Raw genomic sequence first — 19,435 nt, 5'->3', positions numbered from 1 at the left:
GGGCCGGTGGGGATGCAACCACCGGCCCCGGTTCATCCATCCCGGACGCACCTCAGAACAGGAAGTCAGAGGCGTGCATCTCGGCCACCGTATGGCCCAGGATGGTGATGCTGTTGAAGCCGAAGCTGACCAGCACGGCCGGCCCGTCATCGGTGATGATGTTGGTCATGCTGAACTGCAGGAAATTGGTGGCGAGACTGATCCGGATCTTGTCGCCCTCGCCCGAGTCGAAATCGTCGATCGCGTCGTCGCTGAAATTGCCGTCGAAGATGAAGGTATCGGCCCCGCTGCCGCCATGGCCGGTGTCGTTGCCATTGCCGAAATGCATCGTGTCATTGCCGCCGCCGCCGTCGAAGAAATTGTCGGCGCCGTTGTCGAAGAAGGTGTCGCGGACCGCCGTGCCGATGATGCTTTCGACATTCGCCACCTTGTCGAGCGTGCCGAACCCGTCGCGCACCGTGCCCGCCGCCAGATTGACCCGGATGCCATCGGTGCCGCCCCATTCTGCATCGCGGGCGTAAGACACCGTATCGCGCCCGCCCCTGCCGTCGAAATTGTCATTGGCGGCGCCGCCCTCGAACTTGTTGGCCGCCGCATTGCCTTTCATCGTGTCGTTGAGGAAGGTGCCGGTGATATCCTCGAAGCCCGAGATCGTGTCGACCATCCCATCCGGCCCGCGCACCGTGCCGCGCAGCTGATCGACGTAAAGGCCGACCGTGGCCGCCCAGGGCGTGAAATTCCAGCCGTCATAGGCCAGCGTGTCGAAACCGGTGCCGCCCGCATAGCTGTCGGCGCCGCCGCGGTCCTTGACGAAATCGTCACCGCCCAGCGCCATCACCGTGTCATTGCCGACCATCGTGTCGATCACGTCGCCGGTCCCCGCATGCCCCGGCCCCGCCGCCGAGCTGGAGCCGGTGATCGTGGCCCCGCTCTGCACGATCATCTGCCAGGCCCCGAAGGAATCGCCCCGCGCCAGCGTGGCCATGAAGACCGGCAGCCGCACCGACAGGTTGGCGATGTCCAGAAGCATGTTGCCCGCGGCATCGGTATAGCTCACCTCGGTCAGCGCGCCGCCGGTCACCCGCGTCTGCCCGGCATCCGGCCCGTCTTCGACGACGTAACTGGTATAGCCGCTGTAGGTCAGCGTCACATGGGCCGCAAAATGCGTCGGGTCCAGAGTGCCGAGGCCGGTGTTCCAGTCCAGCACCGTGCTTGTCGCGCTGCGCGAGGCCACCGTGTAGCTCGCCAATTGGTCATAACCGTAAAATCCCAGATTCCCGTCGTAATATTTGACTGTCGACATCGAAGCCCCGTTTGCTGCACCACATGGTTAACCAATCCTTAGGGCGATCTTAGACGGAGAAAGGTAAACCGAAGCTTAACATAAGCTTAACAGGCCCGGCGCGGCCCCGGCGCCCTCTGCCCGCGCGCAAGGCCCCAGCCCGAGGCATTCCGCCCTGCCCGGCGCGGCCCAAGGCCACTCCATCCTGTCTGCGACGTCAAATGTCGCCTTTTGACGTGACGCGCCGCCGTTTGAGGTGTTTTCTGGCGCCAACCCAGTCTTGAAGGACAGATCATGAAATCCCATACCCGCGTGGTGGTCATCGGCGGTGGCGTCGTCGGCTGCTCGGTCCTCTATCACCTGACCAAGCTTGGCTGGTCCGATGTCACCCTGATCGAGCGGTCGGATCTGACCTCCGGCTCGACCTGGCACGCGGCGGGCGGCTTTCACACGATCAACGGCGACACCAACATGGCGGCGCTGCAGGGCTATACGATCCGCCTCTACAAGGAGCTGGAGGCGATCACCGGCATGTCCTGCGGCCTCCACCATGTCGGCGGCGTGACCCTGGCCGACAATGTGGCGCGCTTTGAACAGCTGAAGGCCGAACGCGCCAAGCACCGCTACATGGGGCTCGATACCGAGATCCTGACGCCCGAGGAAATCCACAAGCTGACCGATGGCCTCGTGAACACCAAGGGCATCCTCGGCGGGCTTTACGACCCGCTGGATGGCCACCTCGACCCTTCGGGCACCACCCATGCCTATGCCAAGGCGGCCCGGATGGGCGGGGCCGAGATCATCCTGCACAACCGCGTCTTGGAAACCAACCCGACCAAGGATGGTTGGGAGGTCGTGACCGAAAAGGGCACCATCACCTGTGAACATCTGGTCAATGCCGGCGGCCTCTGGGCCCGCGAGGTCGGCGCCATGGCCGGCGTCTACCTGCCGCTTCTGCCGATGGCGCACCAGTATATCGTCACCGACGATATCCCCGAGATCATGGATATCCTGAAGACCGGCCGCGAGTTCCCCCATGTCATGGACCCGGGCGGCGAATTCTACCTGCGTCAGGAAGGCCGCGGCATGTGCATCGGCTTCTATGAAAAGCCCTGCGAGCCCTGGAGCGTCGACGGCACGCCGTGGAACTTCGGCCACGAGCTTCTGAACGAGCAATTCGACAAGATCGAAGACTCGGTCAACTTCGCCTATCGCCGCGTGCCGGTCCTGGAACGCTCCGGCGTCAAGCGCGTCATTCACGGCCCCTTTACCTTCGCCCCCGATGGCAACCCGCTGATCGGCCCGGTGCCGGGCCTGAAGAACTACTGGAGCGCCTGCGCCGTCATGGCCGGCTTCTCCCAGGGCGGCGGCATGGGTCTCGCGCTCGCGCAATGGATGATAGAGGGCGAGGTCGAGCGCGACCCGCGCGGCTTTGACGTCGCGCGCTTCGGCAACTGGACCTCGCCGGGCTATACCGTGCCCAAGGTGATCGAGAACTACCAGATGCGCTTCTCGGTCGGCTACCCGAACGAGGAACGCCCCGCCGCCCGCCCCTTCCGCACCACGCCGATGTATCAGGTCTTCGACGAGATGAACGCCGTCTGGGGCCAGCAATACGGGCTGGAAGTGCCGAACTACTACGCCCTGCCCGGCGAGCCGCGCTATGAAGAGCCGACCTTCAAACGCTCCAATGCCTGGGAGGCGACACGGCAAGAGGTCTTTGCCGTCCGCGAGGGCGTGGGCATCAACGAGTTGCAGAACTTCGGCAAATATTCCGTCACCGGGCCGAATGCCCGCGCCTGGCTTGACAAGATCATGGCCGGCCGCATCCCGAAGCCGGGCCGCCTGTCGCTGACCCCGATGCTGGCCCATTCCGGCAAGATCATCGGCGATTTCACCGTCTCCTGCCTGTCGGAAACCGAATTCCAGGTCACCGCCAGCTACGGCGCCCAAGGCTGGCATTCGCGCTGGTTCGAGCAGAACGCGATGGAGGGGGTCCGGGTCGACAATATCTCCGACAGCCGCTCCGGCTTTACCATCGCCGGCCCGAAAGCGCGTGAACTTCTGGCCCGCGTCACCCGCGCGGATGTCTCGGCCGAGGCCTTCAAGTTCATGGACGTGCGGAAAATGACCGTCGGCATGGCCAATTGCATCGTCCAGCGCGTCAGCTACACCGCCGATCTCGGCTATGAGATCTTCTGCGACCACATGTCGGTCCGCCAGTTGTGGGACACGCTGATGGCCGCAGGCGCCGACCTCGGCATCCGCGCCTTCGGGATGCGCGCCATGATGAGCCTGCGTCTGGACAAATGGTTCGGCTCCTGGGGTCGCGAATTCTCGCCCGACTATACCCCGGCGGAAACCGGCCTCGACCGTTTCATCGCCTGGAACAAGCCGGTGGAATGGATCGGCAAGGCCCCCACCCTCGCCGAAAAGGCCAAGGGCCCCTCGCGCAAGCTGGTCTCGATCGTGGTCGATGTCTCTGACGCCGATGTGGTGGCCTGGGAGCCGATCTGGCTGGACGGCGCCGTGGTCGGCTGGTGCACCTCGGGCGGCTACAGCCACTGGACCGGCAAATCTGTCGCCCAGGGCTTCATCCCCGCCGACCGCGTGCAAGACGGCCTGGAACTCGAAGTCGAGATCCTGGGAGAACGCCGCCCCGCCCGCGTCCACCTCGCCCCCCTCTGGGACGATGGCGGCCGCATGCGCGCCTGATCTTTCATTGGTCCATAAATATCCCACTGGTGCGGAGCGGTTTGCCCCGCAGGGGCGAAGAAACCGCGGAGTGGCGGGGGGTGTGAAACCCCCCGCTCCTCCGCCCGGAAAAGGGCGATGCCATGTCAGACCTGACGATCCTGATCCCGGCCGCTGGCGCCTCTTCCCGCATGCGGGGGCAGGACAAGCTCCTTCTGACCATCGCCGGCGAGCCGCTTTTGCGCCGCACCGCGCGGATGGCGCTGGCGGCAAACCGCAATGTCCTGATCACCCTGCGCCCCGAAGATGAGGCGCGGCGGCAGGTGATCGCCGATCTGCCGGTGACGGTGCTGGAGGTGGTAAATGCCAGCGCAGGCCTTTCCGCCTCGCTGGTCACCGCGGCTGCGGCGGCCAAGGGCGCCTTGATGGTCCTGCCCGCCGACATGCCGGACCTGACCGCTGAGGACCTGCGCCGGATGATCGATGCCGCCACACAGTCGCCCGAGGCGATCCTGCGCGCGACCACGGCCTCTGGCACGCAAGGCCATCCGGTGATCTTCCCGCCCGACCTTCTGCCCGCCTTCGCCACCCTCACCGGCGACGAGGGCGCGCGGTCGATCCTGCAGGCGCATCGCGACCGCTTGCGCCTGATCGCCCTGCCCGGCGAAAACGCCCTGACCGACCTTGATACGCCCGAGGCCTGGGCGGCCTGGGCTCACTCGGCCAAGAGCACCCGCACTTCATGAGCCTTCAAGGTCGGCCGCGCGGCGGGGAAACCTTGCGGATTGGCTGACATCTCCGGGAACAGCGCCTCGACCTCGGCGCGCTGTTCGGCATCCATGTTTTCCAGCATCCGGTCGGCGGGCTGGAAGCTTTCGGTCCAAGTGCCATCGGCCTGCACCAGTTCATGCGCCTCGAAGAGCAGGTGGATATAGGTGACGCCATAGGGGAAGACCGTCTCGACCCCGGGCAAGGCGGTCAGATGGGTGGCCGCGACCAGAACCTCGGCCTCGCCGAACAGCATCTCGGCCCGGCCGCCCTCGACCAGCATCCGGTGCTGGGGCGAGACCATCATGTCCTGCCGCGGCAGGCCCGCGCCCAGCGCACCGGCGCCGATCCGCACCGGGCGCAGCCGCGGCTGCACGATCAGATCGGCCAGCGACAGCACCCGTCTGCCGACCCAGCGCAAGGGCTGCATCCCGTGGTCCAGCGTCGCCACAAGGTCACCGGGCTGCAGCGCCTCGACCGCGACCTCGCCGCGATCGGTCAGGATCAGCGTGCCGGGGGTGAAGCAGGGCAGGACCTTCTCGATGTTGGAAAAGCTCATCGTGCCGGTGACATGGCCCTGGGCATCGAGGAACTGCACCGTGCCGTTCTGATGGTTCAGCGGGTCGTAGATGATGTTGGTATGGGCCCAGCCATAGGCCGACAGATCCAGCAGGTCGTTGAAGCCCGCGCCGCCATCCACCGTGTCGCCGCTGGCGCCAAGGAAGGTGTCGTTGCCGTCGCCGCCATAAAGATGGTCATTGCCCGCCTCGGCCGCAAAGGTCTCATCGGCGCTGCTGCCATAGATCGTGTCGTCGCCCGCCCCGCCGAACAGCCCATCAGAGCCCGAGGCGCCATAAAGCAGGTCATTGCCGTCGCCCCCGTAAAGCGCGTCATTGCCAGCGCCGCCGGTCAGCGTGTCATCGCCTGCGCCGCCATAAAGCGTATCGTCCTCGGTACCGCCGTCGAGCTGGTCATTGCCGTCGCCCCCCGCCAGGACATCACTGCCCTGCCCGCCATAAAGCGCGTCATTGCCCGCATCGCCCGAGAGCGTGTCATTCTCGCTGCCGCCATACAGCGCGTCGTTGCCGGTGCCACCAAAGAGCGAATCCGCCCCGGCATCCCCCGTCAGACTGTCGTCCCCGGCGTCACCATAGACCGTGTCGGCCCCATCGCCGCCGCCCAGACTGTCATTGCCGTCGCCGCCATAGAGCAGGTCATTGCCCGCATCGCCTGAGAGCGTATCGTTCTCGCTGCCGCCGTAAAGCGCGTCGTTGCCGATACCGCCGAAGAGCGAATCCGCCCCGGCATCCCCCGTCAGGCTGTCGTCGCCAGCATCACCATAGACCGTGTCGTTGTTGTCCCCACCGCCGAGGCTGTCATTGCCATCCCCGCCATAGAGGAGATCATTGCCCGCATCGCCCGAGAGCGTGTCGTTCTCGCTGCCACCATAAAGCGCGTCATTGCCGACGCCGCCAAAGAGCAGGTCATTGCCCGCGTCACCCGACAGCGTGTCATTCTCGCTGCCACCATAAAGCGCGTCATTGGCCGTGCCGCCGAACAGCGAATCCGCCCCGGCGTCTCCGGTCAGGCTGTCATCGCCGGCATCGCCGTAGACAGTGTCGCTGTTGTCGCCACCACCAACACTGTCATTGCCGTCCCCGCCATAGAGGACGTCATTGCCAGCATCGCCCGACAGGGTGTCGTTCTCGGTCCCGCCATAAAGCGCGTCGTTGCCCGTTCCGCCGAAAAGCGAGTCCGCCCCGGCATCCCCGGTCAGACTGTCGTCGCCGGCGTCGCCATAGACCGCGTCGTTGTTGTCGCCACCGCCGACGCTGTCGTTGCCATCGCCGCCATAGAGCAAGTCATTGCCCGCATCGCCCGACAGCGTGTCGTTCTCGCTGCCGCCATAAAGCGCGTCATTGCCCGTGCCGCCGAACAGCGAGTCCGCACCGGCATCCCCCGTCAGACTGTCGTCGCCAGCGTCGCCATAGACCGTGTCGTTGTTGTCCCCACCGCCGACGCTGTCGTTGCCGTCTCCGCCGTAGAGCAGGTCATTTCCGGCATCGCCCGAGAGCGTGTCGTTCTCGCTGCCACCATAAAGCGCGTCATTGCCCGTGCCGCCGAAGAGCGAATCCGCCCCGGCATCTCCGGTCAGGCTGTCGTCGCCAGCATCGCCATAGACCGTGTCGGCCCCGTCACCGCCGCCGACGCTGTCATTGCCGTCGCCGCCGTAAAGCAGGTCATTGCCCGCATCGCCCGACAGCGTGTCATCGCCGGCATCGCCGTAGAGCGTGTCATTGTCCGCACCGCCCGAGAGGCTGTCGTTGCCGGTGCCGCCGTAAAGCAGGTCGTTGCCCGCGTCGCCCGACAGCGTGTCGTTCTCGGTCCCGCCGTACAGCGAGTCATTGCCGGTGCCGCCATAAAGCGCGTCGTTGCCGGCATCGCCGCTCAGGCTGTCGTCGCCGGCATCGCCGTAAAGCGTGTCATTGTCGGCGCCGCCCGACAGGCTGTCGTTGCCGTCACCGCCATAGAGCAGGTCATTGCCCGCATCGCCCGACAGCGTGTCATTCTCGGTCCCGCCATACAGCGAGTCATTGCCGGTGCCGCCGTACAGCAGGTCATTGCCGGCATCGCCGCTCAGGCTGTCGAGGCCGCCGCCGCCATAGAGCGTGTCATTGCCGTCGCCCCCCGACAGCGTATCCGCCCCGGCATCGGCCACGGCTGAGGTCGCGGTGATCTGCACATCGTCCAGCAGCGCGCCGAGGCTGTCGTTGTTGCCCAGCTCGGTGAAGCGCAGCGTATAGGTGCCCGCGCCGGGAAAGGCGATGTTGAGCGAGTAATTCGTCCAGCTGCTGTTCGACGGCGGATAGACCGTCATGGTCGAGACGACCGTGCCGGTGGAATCCAGCACATCGACCCGGAAGCCATCGGTGCCGACGGTGCCCGCAGTGCGGACCGAGCCGCGGAAGGTCAGCTGGGCGGTCTGTGCCCCGGCGACCGAGAAGCTTTGCTGCAGGACCGTGGTCTGGCCGGAATTGCCGTCGATCTCGCTGACCGCATTGCCGGAGGAGCCGCCGCCGAAATAAGAGCTTTCGGGGTTGATCTCGATGTCATTGCCCGACCAGTTGGCCGAGCCGCTGCTGAAGCCGCCGTTCAGGATGAAGGTCGCGCCGACCGAAGAGGCCTCGCCGCCATAGATCACGTCATTGCCGCCATTGCCCGACAGCGAATCCGCCCCGGTGCCGCCGTCCAGCGTGTCATTGGTATTGCCGCCGATCAGCCGGTCGTTGCCGGCATCGCCGTAAAGCGCATCGCCATTGCTGGCCAGCGTGTCATTGCCCGCGGTGATGACATCATTGCCGTCGCCGCCATAGACCGTGTCGATCCCGCCCGCGGTGGTGATCGCGTCATTGCCGCTGCCGCCATAGATCAGGTCATTGTCGGTCGCGCCCGACCCGGTGCCGATATAGGTGTCATCGCCCGCGCCCAGATCCACGGTATCGGCGCCGCTGCCCGAACCGGCCGTGGCACCCTCGTCATAGACGAGGTCATTGCCCGCGCCGGAGGAGATGCTGTCCGACCCCGCGCCGCCCATCAGCGTATCGGCCCCCGCGCCGCCGATCAGCGTGTCATTGCCCGCGCCGCCATCAACATTGGCGGCCAGGGTGGCATTGGTGCCGTTGAAGCTGTCGGCCTGCCCGGTCAGGACAAAATCCTCGATCTGGCTGAAGCTGGCGGTCGAGGTGCCATCGCTGATGGTGCCGGCTTCCGACCCGGTCAGGTTGACCGTCACGCCCGTGGTCAGCGCGCTTGCATCCACCACATCGCCCGAGGTCTCTGCCGCCTCGCCGCCGGTCATCGTATCCGTGCCGAAGGTGCCGGTCAGGACAAAGCGGTCATCGCCGTCGCCGCCGGTCAGCGTGTCATTGCCGGTGCCGCCGTCCAGCGTGTCGTTGCCGGTGCCGCCATCGAGGGAATCGTTGCCGCTGCCGCCGAAAAGCTGGTCATTGTCGGCCCCGCCGAACAGGTTGTCGTTGCCGCCCGCGCCGTACAGGCTGTCATTGCCCGTGCCGCCGCTGATGTTGTCGGAACCGCTGCCTCCGGTCGTGGAGTCATTGCCCGTTGTTCCGCCATAAGTCGCCATCGCTGCACCGCTTTCGAGTCATTCACGCCCGCATAACCGGAGAATTCTCCTAAATTATGTTTCAAAGTTGAGGACTTGGCGGGAGATCGGGCAAAGCTGTGGCGCTTTGGTGGCGGGGCGGTGCGGGATGCCACAATTCGCCCGCTCTGACGCGCCTTTGGCGGGCATGAAAAAGGGGGGCTTGCGCCCCCCTTCCCCTTGGCCGGGGCAATCCCCGACCGGCTGCATAACTGCTTAACTCGTTACCGCACCAAAAGCGCCGCCTCGTGCCGCTTCAGCGTCTTGCGGGCAGAGGTGTAGCTTTCAAGGCCGACTTCGGTCTTGAGTTCCGGGAAAAGGTCAAAGATTTCCGAGCGTTGGGCATTGCCCATGCCCTTCAGCGTCATGTCGCCGGGCTGGAAGGTCTCGGTCCAGGCGCCGTTCGACAGGACGACCTCGTGGCGGTCGCACATGAAGTGGATGTAGGACACCCCGGCCGCATCCACCGAATGCACCCCTTGCGAGGACAGAAGATGCTTGGCCGCGACCAGCACTTCATGCTCGTCGAAGTACAGCGCGGTGCGGTCATTGGCGACCAGCAGGCGGTGGTTGGGCGAAACCATCATGTCGCGCTCCGGCAGACCGTTGCCGAGGCTGCCCTGGCGGACCAGCACCGGCTTCAGATGCGGTGCGGCGGTCAGATCGCCCCAGGCCAGATCGCGGCGGCCCATCCAGCGGATTTCCTGCATGCCGTTGTCGCGGGTGATGATCCGGTCGCCGATCCGAAGGCTCTCCACCGGCACTTCGCCACGCGGCGTCGCGATCAGCGTGCCGGGGGTGAAGCAGGGGATGACATTCTCGATGTTCTTGAAGGTCATCGAGCCGGTGATGTGGTGGTCGGTCGGGTCGAGGAAGTTGACCGTGCCGTTTTCCGGGTTCGTCGGGTCGTAGACGATGTGGAAGGGCCCCGCGCCGGTCAGGTCCAGCGTGTCATGGTCGTCGCCACCCTCGCCGCCATCGACCGAGTCGCCGGCATTGCCGCCGAAGAAGCTGTCGCGGTCGTCGCCGCCGTAAAGGCTGTCGTTGCCGGCGTCGGAGTAGAGCGTGTCATTGCCCTCGTCGCCGAAGACCTGGTCATTGCCGTCGCCGCCATAAAGCTTGTCGTCGTCGATGCCGCCATGCAGCTCGTCATTGCCGGCGTCGCCATAGATCGTGTCCTTGTCGTCCATGCCGAAGACGGTGTCGCTGCCGTCGCCGCCGTGGATCAGATCGAGGCCGTTGTTCGGCGCAAGGTCACTCGCATCGGGGATATTGACCGCATCCGGCACGCCGGGGCCATAGCCGCCGTAGATCAGGTCATTGCCCGCGCCGCCATCGATCTGGTCAGCGCCTTCGCCGCCGACGATCGTGTCATTGCCGGCGTCGCCGAAGATCGTGTCATTGTCGACGCCGCCGTCGATGCTGTCGTTGCCGTCGTCGCCATGGATGCTGTCGGCATCGTCGCCGGTCTTGATCGTGTCGTCGCCGGCCCCACCAAAGACGGTGTCCTTGTCGTTGTTCACATCGCTGTCGGCGCTGTAGAGGCCGGGATAGGCGATGTCGGGACGTTCCCCCGCGAGACCCGAGGAAGTGTCGATCACGTCATTGCCGTCGCCGCCATAGACCAGGTCACGCCCGTCGCCGCCGGTGATCTTGTCATTGCCGGCATCGCCATAGAGCGTGTCATTGCCGGTGCCGCCGTCCACGGTATCATCGCCGGTGCCGCCATAGATCAGGTCCTGATCCGCGCCGCCATAAAGCTGGTCGTTGCCGCCCATGCCCGAGATCGTGTCGTTGCCGCCATTGCCGTAGAACTGGTTGGTGTAGATGTCACCCGCCGCGGTGCCCTGCTGGTCAAAGCCGGTCAGGCTGTCGCCATAGGCCGAGCCGATGACGCCATCGACATCGCCGCCGACATGGTCATTGGCCGCATCGCCGCCCGACAGGACGCCGGTGGTCAGGTTGACCGTGACGCCCGAGGCCGAGTTGCTGTAGTCGATATTGTCCTGATCGGTGCCGCCGAAGAAGGAATCCGCGCCCGCGCCGCCGACAAAGCGGTCATCGCCCGCCCCGCCGTAAGAGAAGTTGGTGCCCGCCGCACCGGTCAGCACGTCATTGCCCTCGTCGCCATAGAGCGTGTCGTTGCCGTTGCCGCCGTTCAGGCTGTCATTGCCGGTGCCGCCATAGACCTTGTCATTGCCCTCGCCGGCCAGAACCGTGTCGTTGCCGCCATAGGCATAGACGAGGTCGTCATTCTTGGCCGCGCCGGACAGGATCTGGTCGTTGTGGTCGATCTTGTCGCCTTCGGGGTCGCCCGTGTAATTGTAGTCGATCAGATCGTTCCCGGCCGTGCCCTCGACGATGCCATCCGGATGCGGATAGCACTGGTGACCATCATTGTCATACCAGCAGCCATTGCTGTGCAACGTCACGCAGTCGGACTGGACCGTGCAGGTTTGGCCCCAGAAATTGGTGTAAAAATAGGTCAGCGACATGACAGATCCCCTCAAAACCGCGTTGCGTGGATGGACGGGACAAAGACCGGGATGCTGGCCCCATCGACCTCACGCCGCCGGGCAGCACCGCGCGCCGCCCTGTCGCAAAGTTGATCGTGCTCAAACATCTCTCACTCCGTCGCCAACCTGAGGGGCCATCCCCTCGTTCCGATGTTCCGGAATGGCGCGTCCAACGACGCGACATCCCATCGATCCTGGCTGAACCGGATGTGCCACGCGGCAGATCCGGCTCAACGGCCCCAAGGGGCCGAGCCAGACGCCGGACTGTCGTGATGGGCCTTGCGCGGAGAGGATCGGCATACCTGTCAAAAGCGCTTGTTCCGCTTTCGAGCACCGGGGCGCAGAACCCCTATGCGTGTAACGCCTTAACCCTGATCCCGCACAACCTCGTGCAACACCACTTACAGACCGCCCCCACGGCCTTTGTCCTTTAAACTAGGACCCTTTCTGAATACCCGCCGTTAGGCCTTACGAAAAGTGAAAAGATGGCAAGATCTGGTCCTTGCGCCCAGTTTTAACCCTAATGCTGGCACAGAGACCGCCAGGGACCGCGCCCAAAGCCAGCGCTCTGTCGAGTCTCTGGAAACACTGGCGCGGCAGGGATGCCGGGTTTTCGGGAGTTTCGCTGAGTTTTTGCCCGATTTTCGACCGAAATTCCCGGCCAGAGCGGCGAGCGTTTCCGAAACGGAAACAAAACACAATCTTAACCATGACCGCAGATTGCCGCCGCATTTCTGCCCATATTCACCCGGCCGAGGCCGGGGCGCCGGGCCTGTGTTGCCAAATGGGCATCAATTTCGCCAAATATGACGTATTTTTGAAGGTTAACGCATTGGCCCGGCTGGATTTAACCGAATCACCCCGGGCGCCCCGGCCCCGTGTCCGGACCCGCGCCACAGTTCAGCCGCAATGTGAAAAGGCCGGCTCGCCTGCCCCGCGCCGCCTGTCAGGCCTTGCCGCGGTCCGGCCCCAAGACCGCGGTGCGGGCGGCGGCGAGGATCTCTTCGGCGAAATCCGCGTCATCGGTCGCCCGCGCCATGGCCAGGGCGCCGATCATCGTGGCCACCGCGGCGAGGGACTTGCGCCGCCGCGCCTCGGCGCTGCCCGGCATCAGGCTGGCGACATGGGCGGCAAAGGCGCGCAGGCCCGTGGTGAAGGCGCCCCGCACCTTGCCGTCGCGCCGCCCGGCATCGGCGGCCAGCGCGGCATAGACGCAGCCATCCCGGCTGTCCTTGAGGTGCGAGGTCGAAAGATAGCGCGTCACATGTTCGGCCAGCGGGTCGGCGGCATCGGCGGTGATCCCGATCCAGCGCTCGACCGAGCGGGCACCGGCATCGGCGCAGGCCTCGGCGATCAGATCGTCCTTGGAACCGAAGCTCTTGTAGAAGCCGCCATGCGTCAGCCCGGCCTCGGCCATGACGGCGTCGATGCCCACCCCGTCAAAGCCATGGGCGCGAAACAGCTGCCCTGCGACCTCGACGACACGTTCCCGGTTCCGGGCCGCCTGCTCTTTGGAAACGCGCACAGGTCCCTCCTGCGGATGGATGGAGTTGACGGTCTTACATGTGACGAACGCCCGCAAGATACAAGCGTCGGGCGCGGGTCAGGGAGAGGCCCCGACCCGCCCCCCTCGTCATGCCACCGAAACGGCGCTCGCCGGTTCGGCCAGCTGGCTCACCGCGTTCAGGCGGGCGATCTGTTCGGCCGTCAGCCCGACCGACAGCGCCGCCATGTTGCTTTGCGCCTGGGCCAGGGTGCGCGGCCCGATGATCGGGATGGCGATCCGCGTGCAGGCCCAGGCGATGGCCACCTGGTCGGGGGTGGCACCCAGCTCGCCCGCGATCTCCAGCACCAGATCCAGCACCGCGCTGCGCTGCGCCGTGTTCTCCGCCTGAAAGACCCTGCCGCCCAGAGCCTCGGCGCGGCCCTTCTCGCCCTGGCGGTATTTGCCGGTCAGCATCCCCCCGCCCAGCGGCGACCAGGTCACCACGCCCAGACCCAGCGCCTCGGCGGCGGGGAAGAGGTCGGCCTCGGGCTCGCGGTGGACGAGGCTGTGTTCGAACTGCGCCGCAGCGATCGGCAGGCTGCGGGACATCTCGGCCAGGGTCGCGGCGCGCGCCAGCCGCCAGGCCGGAAAGTTGGACAGGCCCGCGTAAAGGATCTTGCCGGCCCGGGCCAGATCGTCGAACCCGCGCAGGATCTCTTCCGAGGGCGTGATGCCATCGGGATGATGCACCCAGTAAATGTCGATCCGGTCGGTCTTGAGCCGCCTCAGGCTCGACTCCAGCGAGGCGACCATCGCCTTGCGGCTGTTGCCGGTGACCAGGGGGCCCGCGCCCGGGGCTGCGCCATTGGTGAACTTGCTCGACAGGATGAAGTCTTCGCGCCGGCCCTGCAGCAGGGCGCCCACCTGCTCCTCGGACTGGCCGAACTGGTAGATGTCGGCCGTGTCGATGAAATTGCCACCCGCCTCGGCATAGGCGTTGAAGATGGCCTCGCTTTCGCCACCCTCCGCGCCATGGCCCCAGCCGGTGCCGAAATTCGCCGTGCCCAGCGCCAGTTCCGAGATCCTGAGCCCGGTCCTTCCGAATGTCTTGAGCTTCATGCCCTGTCCTTTCCTGTCGTCAGAAGAAGAGTTCGTGCCAAGTCCGCGGGTCACCCGCGGGTCATCCGCGAAACCAGGCGCCCGCGCGCACGGCGAGGAAGACCGTCCCCCCCGCCACCACCAGCCCCAGCGCCAATGCGGCAAACAGCGCCGCCAGCGAACCGGTCAGCCACAGCGCCAGCCAGCCCCCGGCGAGGGCGATGACCAGCCGCAAGGACCCCGCCAGCAGCGGCCAGAACAGCCGCCCCGCGCCTTGCGACGCGAAGTAAAGCGCCATGCTGAGGCCGAAGAAGCCGTAACAGGGCCCGACCACCCGCAGATATCCGCTGCCAGCCGCGATCATCGCGGGATCGGCGCTGAAGAGGGCGAGCCAGGCCTCGGGCCAAATGGCGGCGGAGAGGCCGATCACCTCGGTCACGCCAAAGGCCATCGCCGCCCCGGTCAGCGCGATCTGCAAGGCGCGGTCGCGCTGACCGGCGCCGATATTGGTGCCCACCAGCGCCACCAGCGGCGCGCCGATGCCGAAGACCAGCGGGATCAGCAGATATTCCAGCCGCGCGCCGGTGCCAAAGCCCGCCACCGCCTCGATCCCGGCGACCGAGGCGACCAGCGCCGTGGCGCCGGCGATGGTGGCATTGGTCTGGATCGAGTTCACCGCCGAAATGCCGCCGACCCGCAGGATGCCAAGGATCAGCCCCCGGTCCAGCCGCGCCCAGGCAAAGCGCGCCGCGTTGCGCCCGGCAAGGATATGCCAGCCCATCGCCAGCGTGGCCGCGACATAATAGGCCAGAAGCGCCACGCCGCCGCCGGCAACGCCCAGGGCGGGCAGCGGTCCGTAGCCGAAGATCAGAAGCGGCGAGATCGGGATCAGGAAAAGGATGCCAAGGCAGGTGACCAGCGCCGGAAACAGCATATTGCCCGTGCCGCGGATCACACTGGCCAATCCGTTGGACAGCCAGATGAAGACGCAGCCCGCAAAGACCGTGTTGGAATAGCTCAAAGCCGCCTGCAGCTCTGCCCCCTCTCCCCCGAGCGCGCGGTAGATCGGCGCGCCGAACAAAAGGAACAGCGCGGAAAAACCAAGCCCGAGCAGGAGGTTGATCGCCACCGCGTTCAGCACGAGGGCATCGGCCTCCTGCCGCCTGCCGCCCCCCAGCGCCCGCGCCACCGCCGAGGAGATGCCCCCGCCGATCGCCCCGGCCGAGATCATCGTCATCAGCATCACCGCCGGAAAGACCAGGGCCATGCCCGCCAGCGCATCGGTGCCAAGCTTGGCCACCCACCAGGTCTCGATCAGCCCGGTCGAGGCCTGGGCCAGCATGATCAGCACATTGGGCCAGGCCATCCGCAGCAAAAGCGGCAGGACCGGCTCCTCCAGCATCCGCCGGGTCCGCTGGTCCAAGGTGGCGCGCGCGGGCACCGGATCGGCCCCTGCCTGATCTATGTCCCTCGCCGTGATATCGCTCATCCGCCCTCCGCTCCCCGTGATCGCCGTCATGTGATGTCCCTTGCTGTCTCAGGCCCGGATTTGCCCGGAGCCCACGACCGTGTAGCGCCCGGTGGTCAGCTGGGCCGCGCCGCCGCCTCAGCTATTCTGCCCCCCGGCGGCAGCCCCGCTCCAGCGCCGGAACAGGACGCTGGCATTGACGCCGCCAAAGCCGAACCCGTTCGAGATGGCATGCTCCATCGCCATCGGCCTTGCCGTCCCGGCCACGAAGTCGATGCCCTGCCCCGCCGGATCGGGGTTTTCCAGGTTGAGCGTCGGCGGCGCGATCTGATCGCGCAGCGCCAGAAGGGTGAAGATCGCCTCCAGCCCGCCCGCAGCGCCCAGAAGGTGCCCGGTCGCCGATTTGGTCGCACTGACGGCAAGACCGCCTTGCGTGCCGAACAGCGCCTTGATCGCCGCGATCTCGCCCCGGTCACCGACCGGGGTCGAGGTGGCATGGGCGTTCAGATGCTGGATATCGCCGGGGGTGATCCCGGCCTGGGCCATCGCAATTTCCATCGCGCGCCGCGCGCCGCCGCCATCCTCGCGGCCCGAGGTGATGTGATAGGCATCCGCCGTGGTGCCATAGCCGACCAGTTCGGCCAAGGGCACCGCGCCACGCGCGAGGGCATGGTCCAAGGCCTCGATCACGATCAACCCGGCGCCCTCACCCATCACGAAGCCATCGCGCCCGGCATCGAAGGGCCGCGAGGCGCGGTGTGGCGTGTCGTTGAAGCCGGTGGACAGCGCCCGCGCCGCCGCAAAGCCGCCGAGGCTGACGGCATCGATGCAGGCCTCCACCCCGCCACACAGCGCGATATCCGCCTCGTCGGCGCGGATCAGCCGGGCCGCATCGCCGATCGCCTGCACGCCCGCCGCACAGGCAGTGACAGGCGCGCCGATCGGCCCTTCAAAGCCGTGCCGGATCGAAATCTGCCCGGCGGCGAGGTTCACCAAGAACGAGGGCACCGTGAAGGGCGACAGCCGCCGCACGCCCTTCTGGTCCACCGTGCGTACCGCCTGCACGATCGCCGGAAAGCCGCCGATGCCCGAGGCGACGATGGTCGCCGTGCGTTCGCGTTCGCGTTGGGTGGCAGGGGCCCAGCCGGCCTGGGTGATCGCCTCATCGGCGGCGACAAGGCCGAACTGGATGAAACGGTCCATCCGGCGCTGCTCGTTCGATGGCACCACGGCGTCCGGGTCGAACCCGGCCAGCGGGTCCTCCGCCCGCGAGGGCACCACGCCGCCGACCTTGCAGGGCAGATCGCCCACCACCGTGTCCGCCAGCCGCCGGATGCCCGAGGCCCCGGCCAGAAGCCGCGCCCAACTGGCCTCGACCCCCGATGCCAGCGGGCTGACCGCCCCCATACCCGTGATCACAATCCGCCGCATCGCCGCTCCTCCCGCCCCGCCCCGCTGTCGCGATTGCCGGGGGCTCGCCTCAATTTAGATGACTATAGTAATCTATATGGACGACAGGCCGCAACTTCAATGGGCTTTCGGGCGGCAGGCCTGCCGTGAGGCAAGATGCCGCGCGGCACGATTCCGATGTGGGACGTTCAGCTTTGATGGGGAAAGGTCAGGGGTGCGATGCGGCGCGCCGGCAAAACGGGATCCGGTCCGGCAGCATCCTGGATCTGAAGATTACCTGGTGCGGGCGGTCGGACTCGAACCGACACACCTTGCAGTAACAGAGTTTGAGTCTGTCGCGTCTACCATTCCGCCACGCCCGCACAGTCAGGGGGTTTAATTCCCCCGCCCCGCCGCGTCAACGCCCCGGCGGGGGGGAGGGTCGCGGAATCTCAGGGGTTCTGCGGCGAAAATGTATCGCAGGCGGTGATTTGGCCCGACTTCAACCCGATCTGGAACCATTTGGAGCGCTGCGCCGAGGTGCCATGGGTGAAACTGTCGGGCATCGGCGCCTGGCCTGCGTTGCGCTGCAAGGTGTCGTCGCCGATCTGGCGGGCGGCATTGACCGCCTCCTGGAAATCGCCCGGCTCGATGGAGCCGAACTGCGCCTCGGCGTCGCGGCCCCAGATCCCGGCCAGGCAATCGGCCTGCAGCTCGATGCGGACCGAGATGTCGTTGCTTTGCACCTGGCCCACCTGGGCGCGGATCTTGTTGGCCTTGGAGAGGATGCCCAGCTCGTCCTGCACATGGTGGCCGACCTCATGCGCCACCACATAGGCCATGGCGAAATCGCCCTTGGCGCCAAGGTCCTGGCTCAGCGTGGTGAAGAAATCGGTGTCGAGGTAGATCTTCTTGTCGCCGGGGCAATAGAAGGGCCCGGTCGATCCCGAGGCATCGCCGCAGGGCGACTGGGTGATGCCGGAGTAAAGCACCAGGGTCGAGGGGTGGTAGGGCTGCCCCACCTGCTCCTGAAAGACCTTGGCCCAGACCTCCTCGGTATCGGCGAGGGTGACGCCGACGAACTCGCTGGCGTTCGGGTCGGGCGGCGCCGAGGTCGAGGTGGTCACCCCGGTGGTGCCGTTCAGCAAGGGCGTGAGGTCGATGCCGAAGAACCAGCCGACCACGACGATGGCCAGCAGCCCAACACCGCCGCCAAGGCCGACGCCACCACGCCCGATCCCGCCCCCGCCCAGGCCGCGGCGATCCTCGATATTACCGCTTTGCCGCCGACCGCGCCATTCCATGCCAACCTCCGCTTTCTTCCCAAGGACTCTAGCGTGCGTGGCCCACTTCTCAAGCCCTGACATCACGCAGCGCGTGATCAGCGACCAAAGCCTTGACCTTGCGGCGCAAACCCGCCAAAGCCGGGGCAACCCGGAGACGCCGATGTTCGAACGCCTGACCCAACGCCTGCTGGCCGAGGCCCGCTCGCCCCGCGCCGAGGCGGTGCTGGGCGCCGTGGCCTTCGTGGAAAGCTCGGTCTTTCCCGTCCCCGCCGAGGTGATCTTCCTGCCGATGTGCCTGGCCCGGCCCGAGCGGGCGATGCGCTATGCGCTGATCGCGGCGGTGGCTTCGGTGCTGGGCGGGGTCTTCGGCTGGATGATCGGCCATTTCCTCTTCGACCTCGTCGCGGCGCCGATCCTGAACTTCTGGCACTCGATGCCCGCCTTCGAGGCGCTGAAGGCCCAGACCGGCACCGGCACGATCCTGTTGCTCCTGATCACCTCGGGCGCGGCCCATCTGCCGCCGATGAAGGTGGTGACGATCCTCGCCGGGGCGATCAGCTTCAACCTCTGGCTTTTCATTCTGGCCGCCGTGCTGGCGCGCGGGGTGAAGTTCTTCGTCCTCGGCTGGGCCCTGTCGCGCTATGGCGAAGCTATCGCAGACGTGATCCGCAGAAGGCTTGCCTTGGCGGCGCTGATCGTGATCGTGGCGGGGCTGGCCGTCTATCTGGCGAAGCACTTCCTGTGAGGCCCCGATGTCGCGTAACCTTCTGATCCTTATCGCCGCCGGCGGCTCGGTCGCAGCCCTCGCCGGCGCTTTCGCCTTCCAGTACATCGGCGGTCTAGCGCCCTGCCACCTTTGCCTGCAACAGCGCTATCCGCATGGCGTGGCCATCGTGATCGGCCTGCTGGCCCTGCTGATCCCGGGCCGCCTTCTCGCCCGGCTGCTGCCCCTGGCCGGCGCCGCCGCCGCCCTGACCACCGCCGCGATCGGCGCCTATCACACCGGGGTCGAGCGTCACTGGTGGGAAGGCCCCACGACCTGCACTTCGGGCTCGATCTCCGGCATCTCGGCCAAGGACCTTCTGGCGCAGATCCAGGCCTCGCCCGTGGTCAAATGCGATCAGGTCGCCTGGGAGATGTTCGGCCTCTCGATGGCCAGCTGGAACATGCTCCTCTCCCTCGCCCTCGTCGCCCTCTGGCTGATGGCCTTCCGCAAATCCTGACCCGCGTTTTCATTGGTCCATAAATATCCCGGGGCCCGGGGCAGCGCCCCGGGGTCAGCCAAG

The 19,435-nt window shown here is 66.3% G+C and carries 12 protein-coding genes and 1 tRNA gene; 4 read left to right on the top strand and 9 right to left on the bottom strand.

The features are described from left to right. Window positions 1-52: 52 nt before the first annotated feature. Window positions 53-1,303 carry a calcium-binding protein gene (locus AC1DZT_RS10425; protein ID WP_478006557.1) on the bottom strand — a complete coding sequence of 417 codons (1,251 nt, stop codon included), beginning with the start codon at window positions 1,301-1,303 and terminating at the stop codon, window positions 53-55. A 273-nt stretch (window positions 1,304-1,576) separates the two neighbouring features. Here AC1DZT_RS10425 and AC1DZT_RS10420 point away from each other — a divergent pair, with 273 nt between their 5' ends. After that, window positions 1,577-3,997 carry a GcvT family protein gene (locus tag AC1DZT_RS10420; RefSeq protein ID WP_478006556.1) on the top strand — a complete coding sequence of 807 codons (2,421 nt, stop codon included), beginning with the start codon at window positions 1,577-1,579 and terminating at the stop codon, window positions 3,995-3,997. A 122-nt stretch (window positions 3,998-4,119) separates the two neighbouring features. After that, the gene (locus AC1DZT_RS10415; RefSeq protein WP_478006555.1) at window positions 4,120-4,722 is read left to right on the top strand and encodes a nucleotidyltransferase family protein; all 603 of its coding nucleotides are present in this window, start codon (window positions 4,120-4,122) and stop codon (window positions 4,720-4,722) included. Here the strand turns inward: AC1DZT_RS10415 and AC1DZT_RS10410 are convergent. From AC1DZT_RS10410 to ypfJ, 8 genes are all read right to left on the bottom strand, one after another. Continuing rightward, on the bottom strand, window positions 4,692-8,888 hold the full coding sequence (locus AC1DZT_RS10410) for a Hint domain-containing protein (RefSeq protein ID WP_478006554.1): 4,197 nt from the start codon (window positions 8,886-8,888) through the stop codon (window positions 4,692-4,694). The two genes, AC1DZT_RS10415 and AC1DZT_RS10410, sit on opposite strands and share 31 nt — an antisense overlap. 242 nt (window positions 8,889-9,130) lie before the next feature. Beyond that, window positions 9,131-11,401: a Hint domain-containing protein gene (locus AC1DZT_RS10405; RefSeq protein ID WP_478006553.1), complete on the bottom strand. Its 2,271-nt coding sequence runs from the start codon at window positions 11,399-11,401 to the stop codon at window positions 9,131-9,133. Window positions 11,402-12,368: 967 nt separating this feature from the next. Further along, entirely contained in the window at window positions 12,369-12,947 is a 579-nt protein-coding gene (locus tag AC1DZT_RS10400) for a TetR/AcrR family transcriptional regulator (protein WP_478006552.1), read from the bottom strand. Between the two features lie 108 nt (window positions 12,948-13,055). Further along, complete coding sequence (locus AC1DZT_RS10395; RefSeq protein WP_478006551.1) at window positions 13,056-14,027, bottom strand: aldo/keto reductase; 972 nt, start codon at window positions 14,025-14,027, stop codon at window positions 13,056-13,058. Window positions 14,028-14,088: 61 nt separating this feature from the next. Next, window positions 14,089-15,495 carry an MATE family efflux transporter gene (locus AC1DZT_RS10390; RefSeq protein WP_478006550.1) on the bottom strand — a complete coding sequence of 469 codons (1,407 nt, stop codon included), beginning with the start codon at window positions 15,493-15,495 and terminating at the stop codon, window positions 14,089-14,091. Window positions 15,496-15,612: 117 nt separating this feature from the next. Further along, a complete protein-coding gene (fabF, locus tag AC1DZT_RS10385; RefSeq protein WP_478006549.1) occupies window positions 15,613-16,905 on the bottom strand; it encodes a beta-ketoacyl-ACP synthase II in 1,293 nt (430 codons plus the stop codon). 257 nt (window positions 16,906-17,162) lie between these two features. Next, a tRNA-Leu gene (locus AC1DZT_RS10380) sits at window positions 17,163-17,246 on the bottom strand. A gap of 69 nt (window positions 17,247-17,315) precedes the next feature. Next, window positions 17,316-18,167 carry a KPN_02809 family neutral zinc metallopeptidase gene (gene ypfJ / locus AC1DZT_RS10375; RefSeq protein WP_478006548.1) on the bottom strand — a complete coding sequence of 284 codons (852 nt, stop codon included), beginning with the start codon at window positions 18,165-18,167 and terminating at the stop codon, window positions 17,316-17,318. Between the two features lie 37 nt (window positions 18,168-18,204). Here ypfJ and AC1DZT_RS10370 point away from each other — a divergent pair, with 37 nt between their 5' ends. Continuing rightward, window positions 18,205-18,894: a YqaA family protein gene (locus tag AC1DZT_RS10370; RefSeq protein WP_478006547.1), complete on the top strand. Its 690-nt coding sequence runs from the start codon at window positions 18,205-18,207 to the stop codon at window positions 18,892-18,894. 7 nt (window positions 18,895-18,901) lie between these two features. Next, a complete protein-coding gene (locus AC1DZT_RS10365; RefSeq protein ID WP_478006546.1) occupies window positions 18,902-19,372 on the top strand; it encodes a disulfide bond formation protein B in 471 nt (156 codons plus the stop codon). Window positions 19,373-19,435 lie beyond the last annotated feature (63 nt).

It is taken from the genome of Rhodobacter sp. P1_C2, assembly GCF_056406375.1.
The sequence above is the reverse complement of the archived record's forward strand: the minus strand, read 5'-3'. Positions and strand labels throughout refer to the sequence as shown.